Source organism: uncultured Williamsia sp., from assembly GCF_947494875.1.
Classification (GTDB): Bacteria; Actinomycetota; Actinomycetes; order Mycobacteriales; family Mycobacteriaceae; genus Williamsia_A.
This window is the reverse complement of record NZ_CANLWM010000001.1, coordinates 1,024,953-1,050,697: the sequence shown is the minus strand read 5'-3', so window position 1 is coordinate 1,050,697 and position 25,745 is coordinate 1,024,953. Positions and strand designations below refer to the sequence as shown.

The following is a 25,745-nucleotide window of genomic DNA, read 5'->3' as shown; positions in this document are numbered from 1 at the left end:
AGCGGACACTACCGCAACGTCGCGAGTGCGGACTCCCGTTTCAGCCCCGCCACCATCAACAGGTCGACGACGATCGAGCGCACCTGGGCGAGGATCACCGTCTCCGACAACCCGCCGCCGGTGACCAACTCCGGCTTCGCTTTCCGCGCGATCGACCGCAGCACGCGCGCCGCGTCGGCGCCGTCGGGCGACTCACCCGGATCGGCGAGGAGCATGCGTCGCAGCACGTCCAGCGCTCCGACGAGGTCGGCCACCACCTCGACGACCTCGGCGTGGACGGGCTCGTCGGCCTGGATGGCCGACACCGCCCGCCGCGCGAGCACCCGCAGGTTGCGGACGGCGTTGTCGATCGGATCCGCGGTCGCCTCCAGCCGACTCAACCGTCGGCGGGAGTTCCAGTAGAGCGGGGAGATCCGGCTGATCTCACGACCGCCACTCAGGTCCGACCGCATCGTGTCGATGGCTCCCTGCGTGGAGCGGGCCCGTTTCAGAGCGGCGGAGACGATCTCGACGTCGCGCGCACCGAGTCCGTCGACGATGCCGTCGACCACCCCGGCCATGGTGTGCAGCACCGCGGCGGCGTCACGACGGGCACGCAACACCGGATGCGTGGGGATCAGCGCGACGATCACCACCCCGATCAGGCCGCCGACGAGCGCATCGATCATGCGGTTGACCCCCGCGGGGCCACCAGGCGGCAACAGGGTCGCCACGAGCACCGCGGAGCTCCCCGCCTGCAACGGGACGAGCGGCCCACGATCGACGGCGACGGCGACGGTCATCGCCAATCCCACGACGACCGAGATCTGCCATGCACCCGAGCCGATGAGGCTGACGATGAGATCACCGACACCGATGCCGACGGTCACGCCGACGACCATCTCCACCGCGCGGCGCCAGCGCTGCCCCAGGGACACCCCGAGGGAGATCACCGCCGCGATCGGCGCGAAGAACGGCTGCGTGTGACCGATCACGTCGGTCGCCACCGCCCAGGACACGCCGGCGGCGATGGCGCACTGCACCACCGGGATCAGCGAGTACCAGACCCGCCTCGTCCGCGTCCGGATCGGGCCGGGCAGCGCATTCTGCCGACGTCGGACGGATTCGAGGGCGGAGTCCACACGCTGGGCCGGCCGCGGCGCCGACGGCGTCGCGGGATCCGGCTCAGGCGAGTCCGAGCTCGCCGGCCGCGGCCGGGTCACTGTCGTTCAGCAGGTCGAGGCACCGCAGGTACTCGTCCTGCTCGCCGATGGCCTGCGCCGCCCGGGCGAGGACACCGACGCAGCGGAGGAACCCGCGGTTGGGCTCATGGCTCCACGGCACCGGCCCGAAGCCCTTCCATCCGTGGCGGCGGAGCTGGTCGAGCCCGCGGTGATACCCGGTGCGCGCGTACGCGTATGCGGTGATGGTGGCGCCCGACGCGAGGGCGTCCTCCGCGAGCTGCGCCCAGGCGATCGACGCGGTGGGATGCGCCGCGGCGACGGCCTCGGCGGCTGCGCCGTTCAGCAGGTCCGACTCGGCCTCGTCGTCGCCGGTCAGCAGGGTCGGTTGCGGTCCGAGCAGGTCTCCGAATGACGTCACAGGCTCATTGTGCACGCCGCGGACGGCGTCACCGGACTCCCCGGAGCCGTTCGTTAGTCTGATTCCGGCGCTGGGGGGCGCATCCGGGGACCAGCACTGATGAAGGTGAGGCACGATGTCGCATCCTGACGACACCGGCGATTCCGCGCTCGGACGTGTGGCGCGATCGCTGCGACGCCGTCGGACGACACCGTCCGCCCCCGACGAGGGTCGTCCCGCCCAGGACGACGCGACCACACCCTCCGAGGCCTCCGCGCCCACCGAGGATCCCACCCCCACCGGGAACGTCGAGGCGCAGGGTCCCGCGGACGACGCGACCACCTCCGACGACACTCCCGACGCCGACGAGCCCGCCGAGACCGAGCAGCCGGACGAGAAGGCGGACGCAGAGGAATCCGACGCGGACGAGCCCGCCGACGAGGACGCCCCCGACACCGAGACCGACGACGTCCCGGCATCCGCCACCGAGTCCGACGACGCCGCGAGCTCCGACGAGGAGGCTGACACGACGGCTGAGCCGGACGTCGAGGAGAAGACCGCCGCGGCGCAGTCCGCCGACGACGAGTCGGATGCCACGGACACGCCCGCCGCCGAGGCCGCGCCGACCGAGCAGTCCGCCGACCCCGACGCCGCGACCGGTGACACCCCGTCCGAGGACACCCCGCCTGAAGACACGCAGAACGAGGACGGCGAGCCGGCCGAGACGCCGGCAGAGGACGAGTCCGCGACGCCGTCGGAGCAGGAGCCGACCCCGGAACCGGAGCCCCAACCCCGACCCGAGCGCGCGGAGCCGCAGGCCATCGCGCCCGCCGCGGAAGAGAAGGCTGCACCGCAGTACATCCCGCCGGTCACGGCCGGCGCCGCACCACGAACCGACAACGGGCAGAAGCGTCGGAAACTGCTCGTCTGGGCGAGTTCGGTCGCGGCGATCATCGTGGCGGTGGTCGTCGTCGTCGTCGCGGTGCTCGCCTCACGCGGGAGCCCGGCGGTCCCTCAGGCCGACCAGGCCGCCGACGTCGCGCAGAAGTATGCGAGCGCGCTGGCGAAGGGTGATCTGACGACGCTGCGCGAGGTGACCTGCGGCGACCGGAAGCAGTTCTTCGACTCCGCCGATCCTCAGGCGTTCGCGGCGCAGTACCAGGCGCAGAAGGACGCGGGTCGGCTCGTCGAGGTGCGTGGCGTGACGGCGGCCCGCGTCGTCGACCCGAGAAACGCGATCGTCGAGGTGAGCGCAGCGCTCACCGGCGCCCCCGAGAAGACGTCGAACGTCGTGTTGCGCCTCGAGTCGCAGGACGGGTCGTGGAAGGTGTGTTCGTCGTCGGCGGGTTCACAGCCCACCGGGTGACAGCCGTCCCGGCCGACGGTGGGACCGCCGGCCGGGCGGTGACTACTTAGCGATCGACTTGCCGGCCGACTTGAGATCGTTGCAGGCCTCGACGACGCGCTCGCTCATGTTCGCCTCGGCCTTCTTGAGGTAGCTGCGTGGGTCGTAGACCTTCTTGTTGCCGACCTCGCCGTCGATCTTCAGCACGCCGTCGTAGTTGCCGAGCATGTGGCCGGCGATCGGGCGGGTGAACGCGTACTGGGTGTCGGTGTCGACGTTCATCTTGATGACGCCGTAGCCCAGTGCCTCGTCGATCTCGCTCTTCAGCGAGCCCGATCCGCCGTGGAAGACGAAGTCGAACGGCTTGTCGCCGGCGCCGGAGCCCAGCTTCTTCACCGCGACCTCCTGGCCGGTCTTGAGGACCTCGGGCTTCAGCTTCACGTTGCCGGGCTTGTAGACACCGTGCACGTTGCCGAACGTCGCTGCGAGCAGGTAGCGGCTGCCCGCATCGCCCGCGCCGAGCGCGTCGACGGTCTTCTCGAAGTCCTCGGCGGTGGTGAACAGCTTCTCGTTGATCTCGTTCTCGACGCCGTCCTCCTCGCCGCCGACCACGCCGATCTCGATCTCCAGGATGATCTTCGCCGAGGCCGCCTTGGCCAGCAGGTCCTTGGCGATCTCGAGGTTCTCGTCGAGCGGCACGGCGCTGCCGTCCCACATGTGCGACTGGAACAGCGGGTTCTTGCCGGCGTCCACGCGCTCCTGGCTGATGGCGATCAGCGGGCGCACGTAGGTGTCGAGCTTGTCCTTGGGGCAGTGGTCGGTGTGCAGCGCGACGAGGACGTCGTACTTCTCCGCGACCACGTTGGCGAACTCGGCCAGCGCGACCGCGCCGGTGACCATGTCCTTGATGCCCAGACCCGAGCCGAACTCCGCACCACCGGTGGAGAACTGGATGATGCCGTCACTGCCGGCGTCCGCGAAGCCCTTGATCGCCGCGTTGATCGTCTCCGACGACGTGCAGTTGATGGCCGGGAAGGCGTAGCCGCCCTTCTTGGCGGCATCCAGCATCTGCGCGTACTGCTCCGGGGTGGCGATGGGCATGTGACGGTCCTCCAACCGGTCGGTGATGTCCGTGAGCAGCGGGCGGGATCCCCGGGTCCGCGGCTCCTGGGGCCAGTATGTCAACTCGCGGTGGCCCCGGTCACGGCAGTCTGTCAGCTCGCCGCGCGGGCGGCGAGCGCCCGGGCGAGGTCGTCGCGACCCTCGCTGACGTAACGGCGGGCGGTTGCGTCGGCGTCGGTGTCGGACAGCCACGCGTCGACGCGGTCGAGGGTCGCCTGGCTCGGGTTGGCCAGCGGGAACATGCTGATCAGCACGATCCGGCCGATCCACACCCCCATCGTCGGGACGACGGTGGCTGCCAGCTCGAGGTACTTCTCGACGTACGGCTCGAGGACGTCGGCCTGTCCCGCCACCTGGAACCCGCTCGCGTACGCACGCCGGGTCTCGTTCGGCGTCGACGGGTCGAGTGCCGCCTTCTCCCAGGCGTCGGCCTTGGCCTCGGCGGTCGGTCGCATGGCGCGGACCCCGGCGGCGCGTTCGGAACCGGAGTTGGTCGGGTCGCGTTGCAGCTCCTCGTCGAGCTGGTCGTCGGTGAGGTCACCGAGACGGGCCAGCGCGCCGACGAACGTCCAGCGCAGGTCGGGGTCGACGGTGAGGCCCTCCAGACCGCCGTCGAGGAGCGACCGCACCGCCGACGCCTCGGTGGCCGCCGCGGCGAACCCGCGGGCCAGGGCCAGCTGGTGGTCGCTGCGCGGTTCGGCCGCGACGAGCAGGTCGTGGACGCCCTGCGCCCACCGCGCCTGCAGCGCGTCGATCTCGCTCTCGGGTGTGAACAGGCTGACCGCGCTCTGCGCCTGCCGCAGCAGGGACGCGACGGCGGTCAGGTCGGACTCGGACCCGACGCCGGCAAGCACCAGGTCGACGAAACGCGCCGCGGGGAGCTGCGCGTCGCGGGTCATGTCCCATGCGGCGCTCCAGCACAGTGCGCGGGGCAGCGACTCGCCGATGTGGTGGATGTGCTCGAGCAGCGTCGCGAGCGAGCGCTCGTCGAGGCGAATCTTGGCGTAGGTGAGGTCGTCGTCGTTGATCAGCACCAGATCCGGCTGCTTCTTCCCGACGAGCTCGGTGATCTCGGTGGTCTCACCCTCGACGTCGGTCTCGATGCGGTCGGTGCGGACGACCGTCCCGTCGACGATGTCGTACAGGCCGATCGCGATGCGATGGCGCCGCAGCGTCGGGTGGTCGGGGTGCGCCGACTGGTCGACGGCGAACGCCGTGAATGTCCCGTCGCCGTCGACCTCGAAGCGGGCGCGCAGCGTGTTGACGCCGGTGGTCTGCAGCCACTCCGCCGCCCACCCGTCGAGCTCACGCCCCGACGCGGTCTCCAACTCCCGCAACAGATCCGACAGCTCCGTGTTGCCGAACGCGTGGCGGGTGAAGTAGGCGCGCAAGCCGGTGAGGAAGTCGTCGATGCCGACCCAGGCGACGAGCTGCTTCAGCGACGACGCGCCCTTCGCGTAGGTGATGCCGTCGAAGTTGGCCTCGACGGCGTGCAGGTCGTGGTTGTCCGCGGCGATCGGGTGCGTCGACGGCAACTGGTCCTGCCGGTAGGCCCAGTTCTTGCGGTTGTTGGTGAAGCCGGTCCAGGCGTCGGTGAACTCGGTGGCCTCCGCCGACGCGTGGTGAGCCGCCCACTCGGCGAAGGACTCGTTGAGCCACAGGTCATCCCACCACTTCATGGTGACCAGGTCGCCGAACCACATGTGCGCCATCTCGTGCAGGATCGTGTTCGCGCGCTGCTCGTAGGCGGCGCGGGTCTGACGGCTGCGGTAGATCATCTCGTCGCGGAACGTCACCGCGCCGGCGTTCTCCATGGCGCCCATGTTGTATTCGGGCACGAAGAGCTGGTCGTACTTGCCGAACGGGTAGCCCATGGCGAAGGCGTTCTCGAAGAACGCGAAGCCCTGCTTGGTGATCGCGAGGATCGCGTCGGCGTCGAGGTGGTCGGACAGCGACTGCCGGCAGAAGACGCCGAGCGGGATGTCGGCGAACTCGCCGGAGTAGACGTCGCGCACCACGTGGTACTCCCCCGCGACCAACGCGGTGATGTAGGTCGACATCCGCTGCGTCTCGTCGAACCGCCACACAGCGTTGCCGTCGTCGACGACATCCGGTTCGGGCGACGCCGAGTTGCTCACCACCTGCCAGTGCGACGGAGCGGTCACCGTGAACGTGAAGGTGGCCTTCAGGTCGGGCTGCTCGAACGTCGCGTAGACGCGGCGGGCGTCGGGCACCTCGAACTGGGTGTAGAGGTACACGCGGTCGTCGGACGGATCGACGAAGCGATGCAGGCCCTCGCCGGAGTGTGAGTACGCGCAGCGTGCGGCGACGACGAGCTCGTTCTCGTCGGCGAGGTCGCTCAGGGCGATGCGGTTGTCGGTGTAGGCGTCGGCGGGGATGTCGGTGCCGTTGAGCACGATGCTGTCGATCTCGGCGTCGACGAGATCGACGAACGTCGAGGCACCCGGGGTCGCGGCGAAGGTCAGCGTCGTGACCGAGCCGAACCGGTGCGGTCCGTCGTCGGGGGCGTCGAGGGTGAGGTCGAGGTCGACGCGGTACACGGGATCGGAGACGACCTCGGCGCGCTCGCGGGCTTCGTCACGGGTCAGATTGGTGCCGGGCATGACGACCATGCTGGCACGGGTACACACGCCTCGCGCACAGGGTTTCCTCAGGTCGCACCGTCTAGGGTGTGTACCCGTGACTTCGACCGACCTGGCCGACGCGGCCCACGCGACCACCGTGAACCAGGCCCTGCTGCCGGGGTTCCTGGACCCGATCACGTTGCTCGGCTACTTCGGCACCTGGGCGCTGGTCGGGCTGCTGGCCGTGATCCTCATCGAGTCCGGCGTGCTGTTCCCCGTCCTGCCCGGCGACTCGCTGCTGTTCGTCGCGGGCCTGGTCGCTGCGGGCGAGTCGGCCGACGTCAAGCGGTTCGCGTCGCTGTGGCAGCTGCTGATCCTCATCCCGATCGCGGCGATCATCGGCGGGCAGATCGGCTACTGGATCGGTCGCTACGCGGGCACGGCGATGTTCAAGCCGGGCAACCGCGTCCTCAAGGAGCGCTACCTCGCCGAGGCCCACGAGTTCTTCGAGCGACGCGGGCCCGTCACCATCTTCCTGGCGCGCTTCGTCCCGATCGTGCGGACGCTGGCCCCGATCGTCGCCGGCGCCGCGCGCATGAACTTCCTGCTCTTCACCGCGTACAACGTGATCGGCGCGATCGTCTGGGGCTGCGGCATCACGCTGCTCGGCTACTGGCTGGGCCAGTTCGACATCATCCAGAAGCTCATCGAGCCGATCTTCATCGTCATCGTGCTGGTCTCGATCGTCCCGATCTTCTGGGAGTACTACAAGCGTCGTCGCGCCGAGAAGGCGAACGCCGCGGCCGCCGGCGTCCCCGAGGCCGCCGAGCCGGAACTGCCGCGCGACTGACGTCGTCTCCCGCGCCGAGCGCGTGAATCCGCGCCTTCCACGGCGCGGGTTTGCGAGCTCACCGCGGGTTCACAGGTCGGCGCGGGTGGGCGAGATCGGCGCGGGTGGGCGAGATCGGCGCGGGTGGGCTGTTCCCGCGCCGAGCGCGTGGATCCGCGCCGTGCACGGCGCGGGTGGGCGAGGTCAGCGCGGGTTCACCAGGCCTGCCCGAGATCGGCGTGCTGTCGGATCCAGGCATGCATGGCGATCCCCGCCGCGACGCCGGCGTTGATGCTGCGGGTGGAGCCGAACTGCGCGATCGAGACGGTCAGGTCGGCCCGTGCCCGCGCGTCGTCGCTGACGCCGGGGCCTTCCTGACCGAACAGCAGGACGCAGTCGCGGGGCAGGTCCGCCGTCTCGAGGCGGGTCGCGCCGGGCGTGTTGTCGACGGCGACGACGGCGAGGTCGCGGTCACGCGCCCACCGCAGCAGCGCATCGACGTCAGCGTGGTGCTCGATGTGCTGGTAGCGGTCGGTGACCATCGCACCCCGACGGTTCCAGCGGCGTCGGCCCACGATGTGGACCGCGGCGGCGTTGAACGCGTTGGCGGTGCGCACCACGGTCCCGATGTTGGCGTCGTGCGCGAAGTTCTCGATCGCCACGTGAAAGGCGTGGCGACGCGCGCCGAGGTCGGCCACGATCGCCTCGCGCCGCCAGTAGCGATACGGGTCGACGACATTACGACGATCGCCCTCGGCGAGCAGCTCGGTGTCGAGGCGGTCGTCGTCGGGCGGCGGGTCGTCGTGGGTGTCGGACCACGGCCCCACACCGACCGGTTCGGTTGCGCCGGTGACCCATTCGGTCGGGCCGGGGACCTCCGGCCCGTCGGGGTGGTCCGCGCCGGTCAGGCCAGCCCCAGGTCGGCCAGACCCAGTAGGTGGCGGTAGGGGACGCCCTCGGCCGCGATCACCTCGTCGGCTCCGGTGGCGCGGTCGACGATGGTGGCGACGCCGATCACCTCGGCGCCGATGTCCCGTGCGGCGCGGACGGCGGTCAGCGGCGAGTTGCCCGTCGTGGTGGTGTCCTCGACGATCAGGACCTTCTTGCCGACGATGTCGGGGCCCTCGATCTGTCGTTGCATGCCATGGGCTTTCGCGGCCTTGCGGACGACGAAGGAGTCGATCGGCCGACCGTCGGCGTGCATGATCGCGGTGGCCACGGGGTCGGCGCCGAGGGTGAGACCACCGACGGCGTCGAACTCCCAGTCCGTGGTGAGTTCGCGCATCAGCGAGCCGATGAGGCGGGATGCCTCGTGGTGCAGCGTCGCGCGGCGCAGGTCGACGTAGTAGTCGGCCTCCTTGCCCGAGGACAGGGTGACGCGCCCGTGGACGACAGCCAGTTCGGTCACCAACTCGGCCAGTCGTTCTCGGCTCATCCGGTCCTCTCGGGTGGGGCGGGTGTCACTCACCGCGCGAGCGCTCGGCGTCGTCGGGGCGACGGTCGACGCGGCGACGGACGGGCATCGGCTGAACACCCCGACGCGGGGCGCCGTCGGCATCGCGCGCGGGTCGGGGACCGCTGTCCGGTCCCAACGGGCGCGGACCGCTGTCCGGCCCCAAGGGCCGCGGACCGCTGTCCGGCCCCAGCGGGCGAGGACCGCTGTCCGGCCCCAGCGGGCGCGGGCCGCTGTCGGGGCCGGCCGGACGCGGCGTGGGTCGCGGCGCACGCGGCGGTGGGACGTCGGAGACGTCGCGGTCCGGCACAAGGCCGCGAGCCGCGGACGGCTCCGGTGCCGCGCTGCGCGACGACTGCAGCTGGTCGCGGGTGATCGACTCGGTCTTCGGCTCCGCCAGTCCGCGACGCCCCCGACCGCTGGGCGCCGTCGGGTCACGTGGATCTGGTCGGGGACCCAGCTCGGAGGTCGGCGGCAGGACGCGCAGCAGGTCGGTGAACCGTCGGACGGTCTCGAGGGCGGTGTCGAGGCGGTCGGGGTCGTTGGTGAGCGGCATGGACGCCACCGACCAGCTGCCCTCGTTCCACAGCACCTCGATGTAGTCGGGGGCGTTGGTCGCCAGCGCCACCATGCGCCGGTCGCAGACGCGGCGGGCGATGTCGAGGTGGGTGGAGAACATCACGCGGCGGCCCATCGCACCGAGCAGCTCGACGTCCTCCTCGGCCGGGGCGAGCACCTTCTCCTGCCGCAGGTCGATCACGACGGCCGACTCCGACGATCGGCGTACCGCGACGACGGTCGCGACGTCGACGATGTCGAAGACGACGGCCATCTCGCCGTAGTGGCGGCCGAAGGTGAGGTCGCGGATCTCGGCGTCGGCGGCGATGTCCATGGTCGACCGGTGCAGCAGGTCGCGGACCGCCGGCTCGCCCTCGTCGCCCTCGCCTTCGGCGGCGACGTAGCTGAACCCGTGACCGTCACCCCACACCGCGCGTTCGCGTCGGGTCGTCGCGATGCGGCGTCGGTCGAGCCACAGGAGGGCGGCGGCGCCGATCGCGGCGAGGGCCGCGATCACGAAGTAGACGGCAGTCATCGCGCTACAGAGTATCCGCCCGCGTCAGACCGGGTGGTCGCGAGCGCGACCGACACGACGGTCAGGGCGCGGGACAGACCGCGCTCAGGGTGTCGGCGAGGTGACACGGCCGTCGACGACGAGATCGGCGGTCATCCGGTCACCGACCATCAGCACGTGCACGACGACCAGATCACCGACCTTGACCGGAACCGGGGCGTCGGTGTGCGGGGACTCGTAGTGGGTGGTGTCGGTCAGGCCGATGGTGTGGGTGCGACCGTCCTTCATCTGCAGGACGATCTGCGACGACCCGACGGAGTCGACCGTGCCCAGCAGCATCTTCGACCGGGACACCTCGGTGGGCGCCGACGCGACCGGCGCGCCGGGTGCGGCGGTCTGCGCGGGGCTCGCGGTGAGGTATTCGAGCGCTGCCGACGACGTCTCCGAGTCCTCGGAGTCGTCACGCTGAGCACCGAGGTGCACGCAGTACGTGAGGCCTATCCCGGCGACCACCAGTCCGGCCAGGCAGAGCAGTGTCGAGGTCTTCAGGCGCAGGCGTCTGCGCATGTCTCCGACCTCCTCGTTCACGGTTCCCGGCGTCGAGACCCGAGGCTAGGAGCCGAGCCTGAGATACGTCTGTGAACATCTCGGCCGCGACGAGGCGGGCGGTGTCAGTGCACGTAGCCGCGCTGCTTGTCGACGGCGCCGACGAGCTCCTCACCGGCGACGTGGGCGCGCAGCCGGGTGAGGAACTGGTCGGCGAGCTCGTCACGCCAGCCGACGACGTCGCCGCTCATGTGCGGCGAGATCGCGACGTTCTCCATGTCCCACAGGGGGCTGTCGTCGGGCAGTGGCTCGGTCTCGACGACGTCGAGCGACGCCGCGGCGATCGTCCCGTTCCGGAGCGCGGCGACGAGGTCGTCCTCGACCGCGAGCGCACCCCGGCCCACGTTGATCAGGTGGGCCGAGGACTTCATGGCGGCCAGGATCCGCGCGTCGACGAGCCCCGCGGTCTGCTCGGTGAGCGGGGCGATGAGCACGACGTTGTCCGCGTCTCCGACGTGGTCGACGAGGTCGCCGGTGGAGACGACGGTGCCGAAGTCGGGATCGTCGTCGCGAGCCGTGCGTCCGGCGCCCGTCACCTGGAGACCCGCGGCGCGGAGCAGCCGGGCGGTGGCGCGGCCGATGCCCCCGGTCCCGACGACCAGCGCCGTGGAGCCGGCGATGCGTCGGGTCTCGCGCCAGCGCCAGTCGTGCTCGCGCTGCAATGCGCGACTGAGGTGCAGTTGCTTGTCGCGGGCGAGGATCGATGCGAGGACGAACTCCGCGATGGGCCCGTCGAAGACCCCGCGCGCGTTGGTCACGGTCACGTCGGAGGCGCGCAGCTCGTCGAACAGCATGGCGTCCACCCCGGCCGCACACACGTGGACCCACCGCAGGGAGTCCGCCCCCGACCACGCGTCGCGCAACGCGGAGGAGAAGTAGTCCCACAGGAGCAGGACGCCGCTCCCGCGCAGGTCATCGGCCAGCGACGCGGCGGTCGTGAGGCGGATGTCGGCCAGTTCGGCGATCTCGTCGAGATTGTGCGGCGGGTCCAGATCGTCGCGGGTGAGGACGGTCAGGCGCACCGGTCGGGCACTCATGCGCCCACCGTAGTGCGGCCCGTCGTCGGTGGTGATCCGACACCGCGCGGGGTGGATGGTCCAATTGTTGACAATCCGACCATCGGCCCGTCACCCTGTGGCCATGACGTCCACGTTGGCCTCCACGCCCGCCTCGACATCCGCAGCCGCGCCGCGCCCGCGCGCCACGCTGAGCCCGGCGCTCAAACAGGCCACGCCGGTCGTCGTCGACCATGCACAGGGCTCGTGGATCCACGGCACCGACGGACACGCCTACCTCGACTTCACGACCGGCATCGGCGTCACCAGCACCGGCCACTGCCATCCGCGCGTGGTCGCCGCGGCGCAGGAACAGTGCGGGAAGATCATCCACGCGCAATACACGACGGTGATGCACCAGCCGCTGCTCGCGCTCACCGACGCGCTCGGCGAGGTCCTGCCCGAGGGGCTCGACTCCGTCTTCTACGCCAACTCCGGGTCCGAGGCCGTCGAGGCGTCGATTCGCCTGGCGCGCATGGCCACCGGACGCCCGAACATCGTGGTGTTCCAGGGCGGTTTCCATGGACGCACCGTCGCCGCGGCGAGCCTCACCACCGCGGGCACCAAGTTCTCCGCCGGCTTCTCGCCGCTGATGAGCGGCGTCCACATGGCGCCGTTCCCCTACTCCTACCGCTACGGGATGGACGAGGCGTCCGCGGTCGAGTTCGCGCTGCGCGAGCTCGACTACCTCTTCGCCTCGCGCGTCGCGCCGATCGACACCGCGGCCATGCTCATCGAGCCGGTCCTCGGTGACGGCGGATACCTGCCGACGCCGCCCGCGTTCCTGCAGGGACTGCGCGAGCGCGCCGACCGCCACGGCATCGTGCTCATCGTCGACGAGGTGCAGGCGGGGGTCGGCCGCACCGGGAAGTTCTGGGGGCACCAGTTCGCCGAGGGCGTCGTCCCCGACATCCTCATCACCGCGAAGGGCATCGCCTCGGGCTTCCCGATCTCCGCGATCGCCGCGTCGACCGAGCTGATGAGCAAGGCGTGGCCGGGCTCGCAGGGTGGCACCTACGGCGGCAACGCCGTGGCCGCTGCGGCCGGTGTGGAGACCCTCGCCGTCATCCGCGACGAGAACCTGGTCGAGAACGCCCGCGTCCGTGGGGATCAGCTTCTCGACGGCTTGCAGGAGATCAAGGCCCGCAACCCGCGCATCGGCGACGTGCGTGGGCGCGGTCTGATGGCGGGCATCGAGTTCGTCGACCCGTCCGCCCCGGGCGCCGTGCCCGTCGCTGACGCCGCCGCTGCCGCCGCGGTGCAACAGGCGGCGATCGGCCACGAACTGCTCACGCTGACCTGCGGACCGCTCGGCAACGTCGTGCGTCTGATCCCGGCGCTCGTCGTCACCGAGGACGAGATCACCGCAGGCCTGCAACGGTTCTCCGCCGCCGTCGACGACGTGCTGGGCTGACACCTCGCCCATGACCGTCACCTCGTCACGGCCGACGGCGATCGACGCCGCCGCGGCCGGCAGCGCCCTGCGCGAACTGGGCCTGCTCGCCGACGACTCCACGCGCCGTCGGGCCGAGTACTCCTATGACGCCTCGAACTACCGGCTGAGGCCGCTGTGCGTGGTGTTCCCGCGCGACGCCGGCGAGGTCGCCACGGCTGTCGCCTGGTGTCACAGCAATCGTGTTCCCGTCATCCCCCGGGGCGGCGGAACGGGCATGGGCGGCAACGCCATCGGGTCCGGAGTCGTGATCGACCTGTCGCGACACATGACACGCGTGCTCGCCGTCGACACCGACGCAGGCACCGCGTCCGCACAGGCCGGCGTGGTCCTCACCGCGCTGCAGAAGCACGTCCGCGAGGCCAGCGACGGTGCGCTCACCTTCGCCCCCGACCCGTCGAGCCAGTCGCGCGCCTGCCTCGGCGGCGCGATCGGCAACGACGCCTGCGGCAACCACTCCGTCCGGTACGGACGTACCACCGACCACGTCGTCGACGTGACCGTCGTGACCGCGGAGGGTCACCTCCTGGTCGCGACCGCGACAGGCCTGCGCGCCGCCGACCCGTCCGACACCGTCGCGGTACGCCGCGCCGCCGAGATCGAGCAATCGCTGCGGGACCTCGCGACCGAGAACCTCGCACCGCTGCGCGTCGAGCTGGAGCGGATACCCCGCCAGGTGTCGGGCTATCACCTCGCACACCTCCTGCCCGAGCACGGCTTCCACGTCGCCCGCGCGCTGGTGGGCAGCGAGGGGACCTGCGCGATCGTCGTCGCCGCGACCGTGGCGCTGGTCCCCGTCTCCCAGCATCCTCAGCTGCTCTGTGTCGGCTACCGCGACGTGGTCGACGCTGCCCGCGACGTGCCGACGATGCTCGACTTCGCGCCGTCGGCGATCGAGGGCATCGACGAGCGGATCGTCGCCACCATGCGCGCCCGGCGCGGCCGCGCGTCGGTCGACGGCCTCCCCGACGGGAACGCCTGGATCTACATCGAACTCGACGAGCACAGCGTCGGCGGTCGTGTCGACGACATCGCCGCAGCCGTCGCCGATCTCGCCGACAAGCTGCGGTCGAACGGCCGCCTCGTCGACACCCGCACCGTCACCGATCCCGCGGCGCGGTCGATGCTGTGGCGCGTCCGTGAGGACGGCGCCGGACTGTCGTCGCGTCTGGTCGACCTCGACGACCCCGACGCCGGTGCGGGCTACGAGTCGTGGCCCGGCTGGGAGGACTCCGCCGTCGCCCCCGCGCGCCTCCCCGAGTACCTCGAGGGTTTCCGCGACCTGCTGGACCACCACGGCCTCACGGGCGTCATGTACGGCCATTTCGGCGCCGGCTGCATGCACGTCCGGGTCACGTTCGACCAGCGCACGGAGTCCGGCCGCGCGACGATGCTCGCCTTCGTCCGCGACGCCGCCCAGCTCGTCGTGGACCACGGCGGGTCGCTGTCGGGGGAACACGGCGACGGCCGGGCGCGCTCGGAGCTGCTGCCGATCATGTACTCGCCGGAGATGATCCGACTGTTCGAGCGGTTCAAGGGCATCTGGGATCCCGAGGCCCTGCTCAACCCCGGAAGCATCGTGGACCCGGCACCGATCGGCGACGACCTCGCACTCGCCGACATCCCCCGCCGCACCTGGAACACCGTCTTCGATCTCGGCATACCCGGGTCCGCGCACGCCGCGGACACCGACGTCCCCGCGGGCACCGATCTCGACCCGTTCGTCCACGCGACGCAGGCGTGCATCGGCGTGGGACGGTGCCGCTCGCACAGCGGCGGCGTGATGTGCCCGAGCTACCGCGCCACCCGCGACGAGAAGGACTCCACCCGAGCCCGCGCCCGTGTGTTGCAGGAGATGCTCCGCTCGGCGCCCGACGTCGAATCCGGCTGGCGGTCGGAGGATGTCCGCGAGTCGCTCGAGTTGTGCCTGTCGTGCAAGGCGTGTTCGACCGACTGCCCCACGGGCGTCGACATGGCCACCTACAAGGCCGAATTCTTCCACCACCACTACAGGGGTCGGAAGCGTCCCATGTCGCACTACTCGCTGGGGTGGATGCCGGCGTGGTTGAGCATCGCCACTGCGGTGGCCCCGATGATCAACGCGGTGCTCGGAACGCGTCTCGCCGGCCCGGCCGCCCGCGTCGCCGGCCTGGACGCACGGCGGTCGATGCCGAGGTTCGCGCGGCGCAAGCAGGTCCGCGCGGCGCTCCGTTCGCTCGTCCGGCGTGACGACGCGTCGGCCGTGCTGTTCGTCGACTCGTTCACCAAGGCGTTCCGTCCGGAGGTGGCCGAGGCGGCGGCGCGGGTGATGGGCGGCGCGGAGAGCGTCAGCTGCGAGAGGGACAACTGCTGCGGGCTGACGTGGATCTCGACTGGCCAGCTCGACCGCGCCCGGAAGGTGCTCATCCGCACGGCCGATGCGCTCGACGACGGCACCGACCGTCCCATCGTCGTCCCCGAGCCGAGCTGCGCGGCCGCGCTGCGCAAGGACCTGCCCGAGCTCGTCCACACCGACGCCGCGCGGCGGGTCGCCGCACGAGTCCGCAGCTTCGCCACGCACGTCGGCGCGATGCTGGACGACGGCTGGACTCCCCCGCCGGTGCCGCAGGCCGTCACCGTGCAGACCCACTGCCACGAGTACGCGGTGTTCGGCCCGTCGACCCAGGCGTCGGTCTTGCGTCGCCTCGGCGTCGCCGACGTCCGCTCGGCCGACGGGTGTTGCGGCGTGGCGGGCAACTTCGGGTTCGAGCGGGGACACTACGAGGTCGGGATGGCGGTCGGCGAGCAGGCGCTCGCACCGGCACTGCGATCTCGTCGGCCCGACGAACCCGTCCTCACCGACGGTTTCAGCTGCGCGATGGCCGTCGATCACCTCGCCGGGGTCGACGCCGCCATCGACGCGGTGACCGGGACGCACCTCGCCGAACTGATCGACCCCGACCGCCCGACCCCGACCGAGACGAGGGAGACACCGTGAGCGACACCCGATCCGCTGCCGAGACGATCAGAGCGCTCGACACCGGGCTGTTCATCGACGGCAAGTGGGTGCCCGCCGAATCCGGCGCGACGTTCCCCGTGATCAACCCCGCGACCGGCGAGGAGATCGCCACCGTCGCCGACGGTGGTGCCGTGGACGCCCGCCGGGCCATCGAGACCGCCGCCGCCACGCAGGCGTCGTGGGCGGCGACATCGCCGCGGTCGCGCAGCGAGATCCTCTACCGCGCACACCGGCTCATCATGGATCGGGTCGACGAGCTCGCGCTGATCATGACCACCGAGATGGGCAAGCCGTTCGCCGAGGCGAAGGGTGAGGTCGCCTACGGCGCCGAGTTCTTCCGGTGGTTCGCCGAGGAGGCCGTGCGCATCGGCGGTGACCACACCACCACCGGCGACGGGGCCAATCGCGTCATCGTGACCAAGGAGCCCGTCGGGCCGTGCGTGCTCATCACGCCGTGGAACTTCCCGCTGGCCATGGGGACCCGCAAGATCGGCCCGGCAGTCGCCGCCGGCTGCACCATGGTCTTCAAACCCGCCGAGCTGACCCCGCTGACCTCGCTGGCACTCGCCGGCATCCTCACCGAGGCCGGCCTGCCGAACGGTGTGCTGAACATCGTCACGACGAACGACCCCGGCCCCGTGGTCACCGAGTGGATGACGAGCGGACTCGCCCGCAAGCTCAGCTTCACCGGGTCGACGGCCGTGGGGAAGCTGCTGCTCGAGCAGGCCGCCGGCACCGTCATGCGCACGTCGATGGAACTGGGCGGCAACGCGCCGTTCGTCGTCTGCGCCGACGCCGACATCGATCGCGCCGTCGACGGCGCGATGGTCGCGAAGATGCGCAACATGGGCGAGGCCTGCACGGCGGCCAACCGGATCTTCGTGCACCGCAGCGTCGCCGACGAGTTCGGGAGCAAGCTGACGGAGAAGATGAGCGCCCTGCGCGTCGGCGACGGTGCCGTTGACGGCACCCAGGTCGGTCCGCTCGTCGAGGAGAAGGCCCTCACCAAGGTCCGCGAGCTCGTCGACGACGCCGTCGCGCGGGGTGCCACGGTGATGTGCGGTGGAACGGTGCCCGACGGGCCCGGATTCTTCTACCCGCCCACCGTTCTCACCGACGTGAGCGCCGAATCCGATCTCATGGCGACCGAGATCTTCGGTCCCGTCGCGGCTCTCATCCCGTTCGACGACGAGGACGAGGTGATCCGCCTCGCCAACGACACCCCGTGGGGCCTGGTCGGCTACCTCTTCACCCAGGACATCGACCGCGCGCTGCGGCTGTCGTCGAAGCTCGAGGTCGGCATGGTCGGTCTGAACACCGGTCTCGTCTCGAACCCGGCCGCACCCTTCGGCGGCGTCAAGGAGTCGGGGCTCGGCCGTGAGGGCGGCCGCGTCGGGATCGAGGAGTTCCTCGAGACCAAGTACCTCGCGATCCCGCGGACCTAGGGGACCGCCGTGTACCTCGGATCCCAACTCTTCACCGACGAGGAATACGCCCACCGGCTGCTCCGCGTCCGGGAACTCATGGAACGTCAGGGTCTCTCGGCGGTCATCGTCACCGACCCGGCGAACATCTTCTACCTCATCGGCTACAACGCGTGGTCGTTCTACACCCCGCAGATGCTGTTCGTCCCCATCGAGGGCGAGATGGTGTTCTACCTGCGGGAGATGGACGCGAAGGGCGCGCATCGCACAACGTGGCTGCCGGAGGACCAGATCGTCGGCTACCCGGAGAGCTACGTGCACCGTCCGCACGTGCACCCGTTCGACTGGGTCGCCTGGTCGCTGCGCCAGCGGCACCTCATCGCGCCGGCGTCCAAGCAGGGCAGCGTCGGGCTCGAGATGGACTCGCACTTCTTCCCACCCAAGGCGTATCGCGCGCTGTTCAACGCGATCCCCGAGTGGAAGCTGGTCGACTGCTTCGAGATCGTCAACTGGGTGCGGTCGATCAAGTCCGATCCCGAGATCCAGCTGATGCGGCAGGCGGGGATGGTGTGCTCGGAGGCGATGCGCGCCGCGATCGAGATCATCGACGCCGGTGTGCGACAGTGCGATGCGGCCGCGGTGATCTCCCAGGCGCAGATCACCGGGACCGAGCAGTTCGGGGGTGACTACCCCGCTATCGTCCCGATGATGCCGACCGGTGCGGCCGCCGACACCCCGCACCTCACCTGGAACCAGGGCACCTTCGCGAACGACGAGGCCGTCGTCGTCGAACTGTCCGGCGCGCACAACCGCTATCACTGTCCCCTGGCGCGGACGGTGGCGATCGGGACGCCGAACCCGGATGTCGACTACGTCGCCGGTGCCGCCATCGAGGGTCTGAACAACGTGCTCGACACCATCCGGCCCGGCGTCGCGACGCGAGAGCTCGCGTCGACGTGGAACTGGACGCTGGCGAAGTATGGACTCGAGAAGCCCTCGCGTCTGGGCTATTCCATCGGTATCGCCTATCCCCCCGATTGGGGCGAGCGCACCATCAGCATCCGCACCGAGGACGAGGCCGTGCTCGAGGAGAACATGTGCTTCCACGTCATCGGTGGCATGTGGATGGACGGGTACGGCTTCGAGGTGTCGGAGTCGGTGCGGGTCACCGCGTCCGGCGTCGAGACCTTCACCTCCGTCCCGCGCGAACTGATCCGCAAGTGACCACCACCCTGCACGCGACCACGAAGGAGCGACCATGACCGCCACCGAACTGGCGCACCACAGCCCCACCCTGCCGCTGGCCGGTCGGGCGAAGGACCTCGTCGGGTCGATGATCGACTCGTCGACGTCGCTTCTCGCGGCGCAGAAGCACGACATCGTCCGGTTCGCGATGGGCTCGCCGGCCGACGAGGCCGTGCCGTCGGAGGAGTTCCGCGAGATCGCCGGATCCATCCTCGACAGCTCGTCGTTCACCTACGGCGCCACCGAGGGCGAGCCCCGTCTGCTCGAACTGCTGGTGAAGTACCTCGCGGGGACGCCGGACCCGTCGAGCGAGGACCGCCTCGTCATCACCACCGGTGGCATGCAGGGCCTCGACCTGGCGTGCAAGCTCTTCGTCGACCCCGGCGACCTGGTCGTGGTCGAATCCCCCACGTACACCAACGGGAGTGCGACAGCGCTGTCCTACGGGGCGCAGCTGCTGGAGATCCCTGTCGACGACGAGGGCATGCGCGTCGACCTCATGGAAGACCTGGTGGCACACCATCACCGACCCCCGAAGGCGATCTACACCATCCCGACGTTCCAGAACCCGTCCGGCGTCACGCTGTCGCTGGAGCGGCGGAAAGCGTTGCTGGAGCTCGCCCACCGGTGGGGCTCGGTGATCATCGACGACGACCCCTACGGCCTGCTCCGGTTCCACGGCACCGACATCCCGACGTTCCGCACCCTGAGCCCCGAGGACCCGCTGCTGTTCTCGGTGCGCACGTTCTCGAAGATCCTCGCGCCCGGCTGGCGCGTCGGCTGGGTCGACGCCGACCCGTCGCTGCGGCAGTTGCTCATCAACGGCAAGCAGGCCATGGACACGTGCACCAACGTGCCCAACCAGCACATCGTCGCCGAGTACATCGCGCGCGGTGGCCTCGACGCCCACCTCGAGGAGATCCGCGGGCTCTACCGGGAACGCAAGGACGCGATGCTCGACTCGATCGCCCGGCACCTCGGCGACCGCGTCACGACGACGAACCCCGAGGGCGGGTTCTTCCTGTGGCTCACGCTGACCGGCGAGTTCGGCGAGATCGACACGCGCGAGCTGTTCGAACGCGCACTCGCCGACGGCGTCGCCTTCATCCCCGGGCCGGCGCTGTCGCCGGGCGGCCGGTTCCGCAACGCGCTGCGTCTCTGCTTCGCCTCCAGCACGCCCGAGCGCATCGAGGAAGGCATCCGGCGGCTCACGGTGAGCCTTGAGAAGATGGTCGCGTGACCGATGCCGTGACGTCCCCCGTGGCCGCCCCCACCGACCGTGAGCGGTCGGTCTGCGACCGCGTCGACTCCACGGCGATCGTCGCGCTCACCACCGCACTCGTCGAGGCCCCGAGCGTCAATCCCGGTGGGACGGAGGGCGACGCGGTGGCGGTGCTACGTGCCGCGGCAGAACGCGTCGGCGCGACCGTCGAGATCCGAGAGGCCGCCCCGGGGCGCCCCAACCTGGTCGCGACGCTGCCCGGAGGCGACGGTCCCGGCCTGATGTTCCTCGGGCACTCCGACGTCGTCCCGCCCGGACCGGGCTGGACCGGGGACCCCTTCGCCGCGCGCGTCGCCGACGGTCGCATCATCGGCCGCGGCAGCACCGACATGAAAGGCGGCCTGGCGGCGATCGTGGCCGCGATGGACGCCCTCCGCGGTGAGACCCTCTCCGGTCCCCTGCAGCTGGTGTGCACCGTCGACGAGGAGGAGCACGGCATCGGCGTGCGCGACCTCGTCGGGTCGCCGTCGTCGTACCCCCTGCATCCTGGTGGCTACGCGGGGTGCGTCGTCGCGGAACCGACCGCGATGGAGACCGTGATCGCCTGCCGTGGCGCCTCGTACATCGAGATCGAGATCCGCGGGCGCGCAGCGCATTCCGGTCGGCCCGCGGACGGTCGCAACGCCATCGACGCCGCCGCGAAGGTCATCGACATCATCCGGGCCGACCACGGCGCGATGCAGGCCGACCTCGACCCGCTGCTGGGGGCCGGCACGTGGAACGTCGGGACCATCACCGGCGGCCAGGGCATCTCCGCCGTCGCGCCGAACTGCGCCATCGGCATCGACCGTCGGCTCATGCCCGACGAGGACGCCGAGCAGATCGCCGCCGACCTCCGCGCCGAGGTCCGTCGTCGTGGGATCGACACCGACGGCATCGAGGTCGACGTCGCCGTCACGATGTCGATGCCGGGATTCCGCACCGCACCCGACAACGGCTTCGTCCGAGCAGCCGTCGACGCAGTCACCGCCGTCGGCGCCACGACATCCATCGGCGGCTGGACCGCCGCCTGCGACGGCGGGTTCGTCAGCCGCGACCTCGGCGTCGACTGCATCGTCCTGGGGCCCGGTGACATCAACGGCCAGGCCCATCAACCCGACGAATCGGTCGCCGTGGACGATCTCGTCACCGCCGCCCGCGCCTACGCCGTTCTCGCCCTGCGCCTCCTCGGCTGACGCTCGCTCCCGCGACCATTCCTTCCTCCCGCGACCGTCGCACCGGTCGCGACAGGCGGTTCTGGTCGCGGGAACGGGCCACGGGCACACTGGTGCCATGTCCTCCGACCGCATCGTGCACGACCCCGCCGAGGTCGACCCCGGCCGCTTCTACCAACTGCTGACCTCGAGCATCGTTCCTCGGCCCATCGCCTGGGTGTCGAGCCGCAGCTCCGACGGCGTCGACAACCTGTCGCCGTACAGCTTCTTCTCGGTGTCGTCGACGGCGCCACCGGTCGTGCAGTTCACGTCGGTCGGCGGCGCGAAGGACAGCGCGCGCAACGCGATCGAGACCGGCCAGTTCGTCATCAACATCGCCACCCAGGCGCTGATGGAGAAGGCGAACGCGAGCTCCGCCGGGTTCGACCGCGACATCGACGAGTTCGTCGAGGCCGACATCCCCTCGGCCCCCGCCACCGTCGTCGACTGTCTACGCGTCCGGGACTCCCCGGTGGCCATCGAGTGCCGCCTGCACCGGAGTGTCGAGGTCGGGAACAGCGTCGTCGTGATGGGCGAGGTCGTGGCCCTGACCATCGATCCCGAGATCCTGGCCGACGACGGCATGCCCGACTACGCCAAGCTCGCCGCCGTCAGCCGTCTCGGCCGGATGGAGTGGGGCCTGCCCAGCTCGACGGTCGACCTCGAACGCCCGAGCTAGGCGGAGGTGAGCGCCTTCTCGGCGTCGGTCGCCTCGCCGGGGATCTCGGTCCCGCGCAGGGACGTGCCGGCGGTCTCGCGGAGGAACAGCATGGACACCATGCCGATCGCGCAGGCGATCATCATGTACCCCGCAGGGAAGAGGTCCCATCCCGAGTTGTTCTCCACCACAGCGTCGTTCACCAGCGGTGCGGTACCACCGAACGCCGCCGTGGCCACGTTGTAGGAGATCGCGAAACCCGCGTAGCGGACCTGGGTCGGGAACATCGCCGGGAAGGTCGCGGAGATGGTCGCCAGCTGCGGGATGTACAGCACACCGAGCACCACGAAACCGATGATGGCCCAGACGAAGCCCTTGCCCATCAACCAGAACATGGGCAGCGCGAACACGAACAGGCCTATCAACGATCCCCACCACATCGGTTTGCGACCGGTCCTGTCCGACAGGCGCCCGACGAAGGGGATCAGCGCCATCATCACCAACTGACCGATGAGCATCGTCACCGTGGAGTTGTTGCCGTCCAGGCCGATCGTGTTCTTCAGATAGGTCGGGAGGTACGCCAACAGGGTGTAGTTGGCGACATTGAGCGCGATCACCATCCCGAACATGATGATGATCGGGCGGCGGTAGTCGCGGAGCAGGTCGACGAAGCGCGACCATGCCGTGCCCTCGATCTCGCCCTTCTGCTCGATCTCGCGGAACACCGGGGTGTCCTCCATCTGGCTCCGCAGATAGAGGCCGACGAGGCCCAACGGCAGTGCGAAGAAGAACGGGATACGCCAGCCCCAGGTCTGCATCTGGTCGTCGGTCAGGCCGAGCTCCAGGAACAGGACGAAGGCGGTTCCCATGACGAAACCGGCGAGCGTCCCGAACTCCAGGAACGATCCGTACCGGCCGCGCTTGGCATCCGGGGCGTACTCGGCCATGAACGTCGCCGCGCCGCCGTACTCACCACCGGTGGAGAAGCCCTGCACCACACGTAGGACGATGAGCAGGATCGGAGCCCACACGCCCGCCACCGCGTGCGTCGGCAGGACACCGATGAGGGCGGTCGCGATCGAGATCAACAGAATCGTCATGGCGAGAACGGCTTTTCGGCCGATACGGTCGCCGATCGGACCCCACACCATGCCGCCCAGAGGGCGCAGCGCGAACGACACCGCGAAGCCGAGCATCGTGCCGATGGTCCCCAGGTCGCCGGGGAAGAACGCCTGCGTCAGATAGGTCGCGGTCGCGGCGTAGACGCCGTAGTCGTACCACTCGGTGGCGTTGCCCATGGCAGACGCGCCGATCGCCTTCCGCAGCAGCTTCTTCCCCTCCGGCGAGTCAGAGTCGGGAAGGTCCGGCGCGGGACCGTCGGATGCTGTCTTGGTTGTCATCATTCCTCCGCCGCCATCGGGGGCATCGACTCTCCGGACGCGGTCTCGATCCGGACTCTCAGACTGTTCGACGGTAGACCCTCGGCTCGCCGGATGCGGAGAATCCGCACGCTTGTGCTGGTCAGGTCGGGTGCCGCGGGGGCACCGTCCGTGCGGTCACCGTCGATTCCTCCGGCATGATCCGTGACAGGCCGTCACGCATGTGCGCGATCATCAGCTGGTCGGCCGACTCCGGGTCGCGAGCCTCCACGGCTCGCAGCAGATCGGTGTGTTCGTCGATGCGCGCCTGCGCCGACACGTAGGTACCGCGCATGGCGCCCAGGCACATTCGCGTCTCGACGAGGACGGTCTCGTGCATCCGCGACAAGCGTGGGCTGCGAGCACATTCGACGAGCTGGGCGTGGAAAGCCATGTCGGCGTCGGCGATCTCGCGGCCGTTCGGGTCGTCGGCGAACTGCTGCATGTGGTCGATGGCGGCCTGCAGCACCGCGAGGTCCTCGTCGTCGTGACGGGCGACGACCTGCGCGAGGGCGGCGCGCTCGATCGCTGTCCGCGCCACGTACATGTCGTTGATGTCGTCGTCGTCCATGGAGATGACGAACAACCCACGGTTGCGGTGGCTGACGAGCAATCCCTCCTGCGTGAGACGTTGCATCGCCTCCCGCAGCGGACCGCGGCTCACGCCCAGGTCAGCGGCCAATCCTGCCTCGGTGAGCTGCGAACCGGGCGGGAACTCGCCCTCGGCGATCGCAGTGCGCAACTGCCGGGCGATGATCGCCGGCGTCGACTCCTGCACCAGGGGCGCGAGCACACGGCGACGTGCGCCTGCGGCGGCTGCGGCTTCGGTCATGGGCACACCCGGTGGTGCCCGTACACGACAGTCAGGGCGGTCTCCCCAGTTCGTCTCGGTCAGTGATCCGATGGTGCGGTCCCGACGGTAGATTGTCAACAATCCAACCACCCGTGTGACAGGGAACCTGTTCTCGCCCGCTCGATAAGGTCGGCGGATGACGGATACCTCCCCGGACACCGGTGTCCGGGTCCACGCCTTCACCGACGACGCGCTCGGCGACGACGACGCGACCGGTCTCGCGGCTCGCATCGCGTCCGGCGAGATCTCGGCTCTCGAGGCGGTCGACGCCGCACTCGCCCGTCTCGACACCGTCGGCGCCCTGCACGCGATCGCCCACCCCGACTTCGATCGCGCCCGCGCGTTCGCGCGCAGTCCCGGCAAGGGTGTGTTCGCCGGTGTCCCGACCGTGGTGAAGGACAACACCGACGTCGCCGGGCTCCCGTCGGACCAGGGCTCCCGCGCCGTGCACGGTCGACCGGCGAGGCGGAACGCGCCGGTCACCGACCAGTACCTGTCGACCGGTGTCATCAGCCTGGCGAAGTCGCGGATGCCCGAGTTCGGCCTGAACGCCAGCACCGAGTTCGAGGACGCGCCGGCCACCCCGAACCCATGGGACACCCGGTTCTCGGCGGGAGCGTCGTCCGGCGGATCGGCGGCACTCGTCGCGTCCGGTGTGGTCCCGATCGCCCACGCCAACGACGGCGGCGGATCCATCCGCATCCCCGCCGCCGCGTGCGGTCTCGTCGGGCTGAAGTTCACGCGCGGCCGGGAGCTGCCCGACGACCACGCCGACCAGATGCCCGTGAACCTCGTGAGCAACGGCGCCCTCACGCGCACCGTCCGCGACACCGCTGCGTTCGCGGCGCAGGTCGAGCGGTACCGACCGGCCCCACGCCTGCGGCCCATCGGGCACGTCGAGGGCCCGTCGGATCGGCGGATGCGGATCGGTCTCGTCGACCGCTCAATCAGCGAACTCCCCGTCGACGAGGAGACCCGGGCCACGGTCACGGCCACCGCGGAGCGGCTCGAGGCACTCGGGCACGAGATCATCCCGGTCGGTCTACCCCTGCCCGAGAAGGACCTCGTCGCCTTCAAGGACGACTTCGTCCACTACTGGTCCATGCTCGGGTTCGCGCTGACCAAGTTCGGTCGTCGCATCATGAGCCCCGAGTTCGAGGCGTCCGAACTCGAGTCGTTGACGACGGGACTGTCACGACGGTTCCAGCGGAACTTCTGGCGGACACCCGCGGCCTTGTGGCGCCTGCGCGCGTCGGAGGCCAAGTACCGCGCCGCGTTCGCCGACCGGGGACTGGACGCGATGCTCTCACCGACGGTCGCGCACACGACGCCCGAACTCGGACACCTGTCGCCCGCGCAGGGTTTCGACGTCCTCTTCCCCCGCCTGGTGCGCTGGGTCGCGTTCACCCCGCTGAACAACGCGACCGGCGGGCCCGCGATCTCGCTGCCCGTGGCCTCGACGTCGACGGGACTGCCCCTGGGGGTGCAGCTCTCGGCCGACCACGGCGACGAGGCCACCCTGCTGGAGCTCGCCTTCACACTCGAGGCCGATCGCGCGTTCGCGCGGATCCAGGACGCGTGACACCACGGGGGT

Annotated in this window: 21 protein-coding genes; 10 read left to right on the top strand and 11 right to left on the bottom strand. The window is 70.2% G+C overall.

All coding sequences use genetic code 11. The annotated features are described in order from the left end of the window. Nucleotides 1–8 precede the first annotated feature (8 nt). Both Q1A98_RS04895 and Q1A98_RS04890 read right to left on the bottom strand, forming a co-directional pair. Complete coding sequence (locus Q1A98_RS04895) at nt 9–1,121, bottom strand: FUSC family protein (RefSeq protein WP_299570316.1); 1,113 nt, start codon at nt 1,119–1,121, stop codon at nt 9–11. Nucleotides 1,122–1,164: 43 nt separating this feature from the next. Next, nucleotides 1,165–1,581 (bottom strand): DUF3151 domain-containing protein, encoded by a 417-nt coding sequence (locus tag Q1A98_RS04890; protein ID WP_299570315.1) that lies wholly within the window; start codon nt 1,579–1,581, stop codon nt 1,165–1,167. Nucleotides 1,582–1,696: 115 nt separating this feature from the next. On the opposite strand from Q1A98_RS04890, the gene Q1A98_RS04885 reads away from it, so the two are divergent. After that, entirely contained in the window at nt 1,697–2,926 is a 1,230-nt protein-coding gene (locus tag Q1A98_RS04885) for a hypothetical protein (protein ID WP_299570314.1), read from the top strand. Nucleotides 2,927–2,968: 42 nt separating this feature from the next. On the opposite strand, the gene fbaA is transcribed toward Q1A98_RS04885, so the two are convergent. Both fbaA and pepN read right to left on the bottom strand, forming a co-directional pair. Next, nucleotides 2,969–4,006, bottom strand: a complete 1,038-nt coding sequence (gene fbaA, locus Q1A98_RS04880) for a class II fructose-bisphosphate aldolase (RefSeq protein WP_299570313.1) — start codon at nt 4,004–4,006, stop codon at nt 2,969–2,971. 113 nt (nt 4,007–4,119) lie between these two features. Continuing rightward, entirely contained in the window at nt 4,120–6,651 is a 2,532-nt protein-coding gene (gene pepN, locus Q1A98_RS04875; RefSeq protein WP_299570312.1) for an aminopeptidase N, read from the bottom strand. A gap of 76 nt (nt 6,652–6,727) precedes the next feature. On the opposite strand from pepN, the gene Q1A98_RS04870 reads away from it, so the two are divergent. Continuing rightward, a complete protein-coding gene (locus Q1A98_RS04870) occupies nt 6,728–7,462 on the top strand; it encodes a VTT domain-containing protein (RefSeq protein WP_299570311.1) in 735 nt (244 codons plus the stop codon). 194 nt (nt 7,463–7,656) lie between these two features. Here Q1A98_RS04870 and Q1A98_RS04865 read toward each other — a convergent pair whose 3' ends face one another. The 5 genes from Q1A98_RS04865 to Q1A98_RS04845 form a co-directional block, all read right to left on the bottom strand. Continuing rightward, nucleotides 7,657–8,349 carry an RNA methyltransferase gene (locus Q1A98_RS04865; protein WP_299570584.1) on the bottom strand — a complete coding sequence of 231 codons (693 nt, stop codon included), beginning with the start codon at nt 8,347–8,349 and terminating at the stop codon, nt 7,657–7,659. Next, entirely contained in the window at nt 8,346–8,876 is a 531-nt protein-coding gene (gene pyrE / locus Q1A98_RS04860) for an orotate phosphoribosyltransferase (protein ID WP_299570310.1), read from the bottom strand. Before pyrE ends, Q1A98_RS04865 begins: the two co-directional genes overlap by 4 nt. 25 nt (nt 8,877–8,901) lie before the next feature. Next, nucleotides 8,902–9,987 (bottom strand): hypothetical protein, encoded by a 1,086-nt coding sequence (locus tag Q1A98_RS04855; protein WP_299570309.1) that lies wholly within the window; start codon nt 9,985–9,987, stop codon nt 8,902–8,904. A gap of 84 nt (nt 9,988–10,071) precedes the next feature. Beyond that, complete coding sequence (locus tag Q1A98_RS04850) at nt 10,072–10,533, bottom strand: hypothetical protein (RefSeq protein WP_299570308.1); 462 nt, start codon at nt 10,531–10,533, stop codon at nt 10,072–10,074. Between the two features lie 104 nt (nt 10,534–10,637). Then, nucleotides 10,638–11,609 carry a D-2-hydroxyacid dehydrogenase gene (locus tag Q1A98_RS04845; protein ID WP_299570306.1) on the bottom strand — a complete coding sequence of 324 codons (972 nt, stop codon included), beginning with the start codon at nt 11,607–11,609 and terminating at the stop codon, nt 10,638–10,640. A 103-nt stretch (nt 11,610–11,712) separates the two neighbouring features. Here Q1A98_RS04845 and Q1A98_RS04840 point away from each other — a divergent pair, with 103 nt between their 5' ends. The 7 genes from Q1A98_RS04840 to Q1A98_RS04810 all read left to right on the top strand — a co-directional run bounded on the left by Q1A98_RS04840 (nt 11,713) and on the right by Q1A98_RS04810 (nt 21,901). Then, nucleotides 11,713–13,041, top strand: coding sequence for an aminotransferase class III-fold pyridoxal phosphate-dependent enzyme (locus tag Q1A98_RS04840; protein WP_299570304.1), 1,329 nt, complete (start codon nt 11,713–11,715; stop codon nt 13,039–13,041). 10 nt (nt 13,042–13,051) lie between these two features. Next, nucleotides 13,052–16,057 carry an FAD-binding and (Fe-S)-binding domain-containing protein gene (locus Q1A98_RS04835; protein ID WP_299570303.1) on the top strand — a complete coding sequence of 1,002 codons (3,006 nt, stop codon included), beginning with the start codon at nt 13,052–13,054 and terminating at the stop codon, nt 16,055–16,057. Then, complete coding sequence (locus Q1A98_RS04830; RefSeq protein WP_299570301.1) at nt 16,054–17,523, top strand: NAD-dependent succinate-semialdehyde dehydrogenase; 1,470 nt, start codon at nt 16,054–16,056, stop codon at nt 17,521–17,523. Before Q1A98_RS04835 ends, Q1A98_RS04830 begins: the two co-directional genes overlap by 4 nt. Nucleotides 17,524–17,532: 9 nt before the next feature. After that, on the top strand, nt 17,533–18,726 hold the full coding sequence (locus Q1A98_RS04825) for a M24 family metallopeptidase (RefSeq protein ID WP_299570300.1): 1,194 nt from the start codon (nt 17,533–17,535) through the stop codon (nt 18,724–18,726). Between the two features lie 34 nt (nt 18,727–18,760). Next, complete coding sequence (locus tag Q1A98_RS04820; protein ID WP_299570298.1) at nt 18,761–19,987, top strand: PLP-dependent aminotransferase family protein; 1,227 nt, start codon at nt 18,761–18,763, stop codon at nt 19,985–19,987. 20 nt (nt 19,988–20,007) lie between these two features. Continuing rightward, a complete protein-coding gene (locus tag Q1A98_RS04815; RefSeq protein ID WP_299570582.1) occupies nt 20,008–21,204 on the top strand; it encodes a M20 family metallopeptidase in 1,197 nt (398 codons plus the stop codon). 97 nt (nt 21,205–21,301) lie between these two features. Next, entirely contained in the window at nt 21,302–21,901 is a 600-nt protein-coding gene (locus tag Q1A98_RS04810) for a flavin reductase family protein (RefSeq protein WP_299570297.1), read from the top strand. Here the strand turns inward: Q1A98_RS04810 and Q1A98_RS04805 are convergent. Further along, nucleotides 21,898–23,280, bottom strand: coding sequence for an MFS transporter (locus tag Q1A98_RS04805; protein ID WP_299570295.1), 1,383 nt, complete (start codon nt 23,278–23,280; stop codon nt 21,898–21,900). The genes Q1A98_RS04810 and Q1A98_RS04805 overlap by 4 nt on opposite strands. Nucleotides 23,281–23,401: 121 nt before the next feature. Next, nucleotides 23,402–24,130: a GntR family transcriptional regulator gene (locus Q1A98_RS04800; RefSeq protein WP_299570294.1), complete on the bottom strand. Its 729-nt coding sequence runs from the start codon at nt 24,128–24,130 to the stop codon at nt 23,402–23,404. A 157-nt stretch (nt 24,131–24,287) separates the two neighbouring features. Here Q1A98_RS04800 and Q1A98_RS04795 point away from each other — a divergent pair, with 157 nt between their 5' ends. After that, entirely contained in the window at nt 24,288–25,733 is a 1,446-nt protein-coding gene (locus Q1A98_RS04795) for an amidase (protein ID WP_299570292.1), read from the top strand. The last annotated feature ends 12 nt before the right edge of the window (nt 25,734–25,745 follow it).

Coding starts and splice junctions, on each gene's coding strand:
- pyrE (WP_299570310.1), bottom strand. CDS start 8,876: ATGAGCCGAGAACGACTGGCCGAGTTGGTGACCGAACTGGCTGTCGTC.
- Q1A98_RS04805 (WP_299570295.1), bottom strand. CDS start 23,280: ATGACAACCAAGACAGCATCCGACGGTCCCGCGCCGGACCTTCCCGAC.
- Q1A98_RS04845 (WP_299570306.1), bottom strand. CDS start 11,609: ATGAGTGCCCGACCGGTGCGCCTGACCGTCCTCACCCGCGACGATCTG.
- Q1A98_RS04810 (WP_299570297.1), top strand. CDS start 21,302: ATGTCCTCCGACCGCATCGTGCACGACCCCGCCGAGGTCGACCCCGGC.
- Q1A98_RS04820 (WP_299570298.1), top strand. CDS start 18,761: ATGACCGCCACCGAACTGGCGCACCACAGCCCCACCCTGCCGCTGGCC.
- fbaA (WP_299570313.1), bottom strand. CDS start 4,006: ATGCCCATCGCCACCCCGGAGCAGTACGCGCAGATGCTGGATGCCGCC.
- Q1A98_RS04850 (WP_299570308.1), bottom strand. CDS start 10,533: ATGCGCAGACGCCTGCGCCTGAAGACCTCGACACTGCTCTGCCTGGCC.
- Q1A98_RS04795 (WP_299570292.1), top strand. CDS start 24,288: ATGACGGATACCTCCCCGGACACCGGTGTCCGGGTCCACGCCTTCACC.
- pepN (WP_299570312.1), bottom strand. CDS start 6,651: ATGCCCGGCACCAATCTGACCCGTGACGAAGCCCGCGAGCGCGCCGAG.
- Q1A98_RS04840 (WP_299570304.1), top strand. CDS start 11,713: ATGACGTCCACGTTGGCCTCCACGCCCGCCTCGACATCCGCAGCCGCG.
- Q1A98_RS04885 (WP_299570314.1), top strand. CDS start 1,697: ATGTCGCATCCTGACGACACCGGCGATTCCGCGCTCGGACGTGTGGCG.
- Q1A98_RS04855 (WP_299570309.1), bottom strand. CDS start 9,987: ATGACTGCCGTCTACTTCGTGATCGCGGCCCTCGCCGCGATCGGCGCC.
- Q1A98_RS04800 (WP_299570294.1), bottom strand. CDS start 24,130: ATGACCGAAGCCGCAGCCGCCGCAGGCGCACGTCGCCGTGTGCTCGCG.
- Q1A98_RS04835 (WP_299570303.1), top strand. CDS start 13,052: ATGACCGTCACCTCGTCACGGCCGACGGCGATCGACGCCGCCGCGGCC.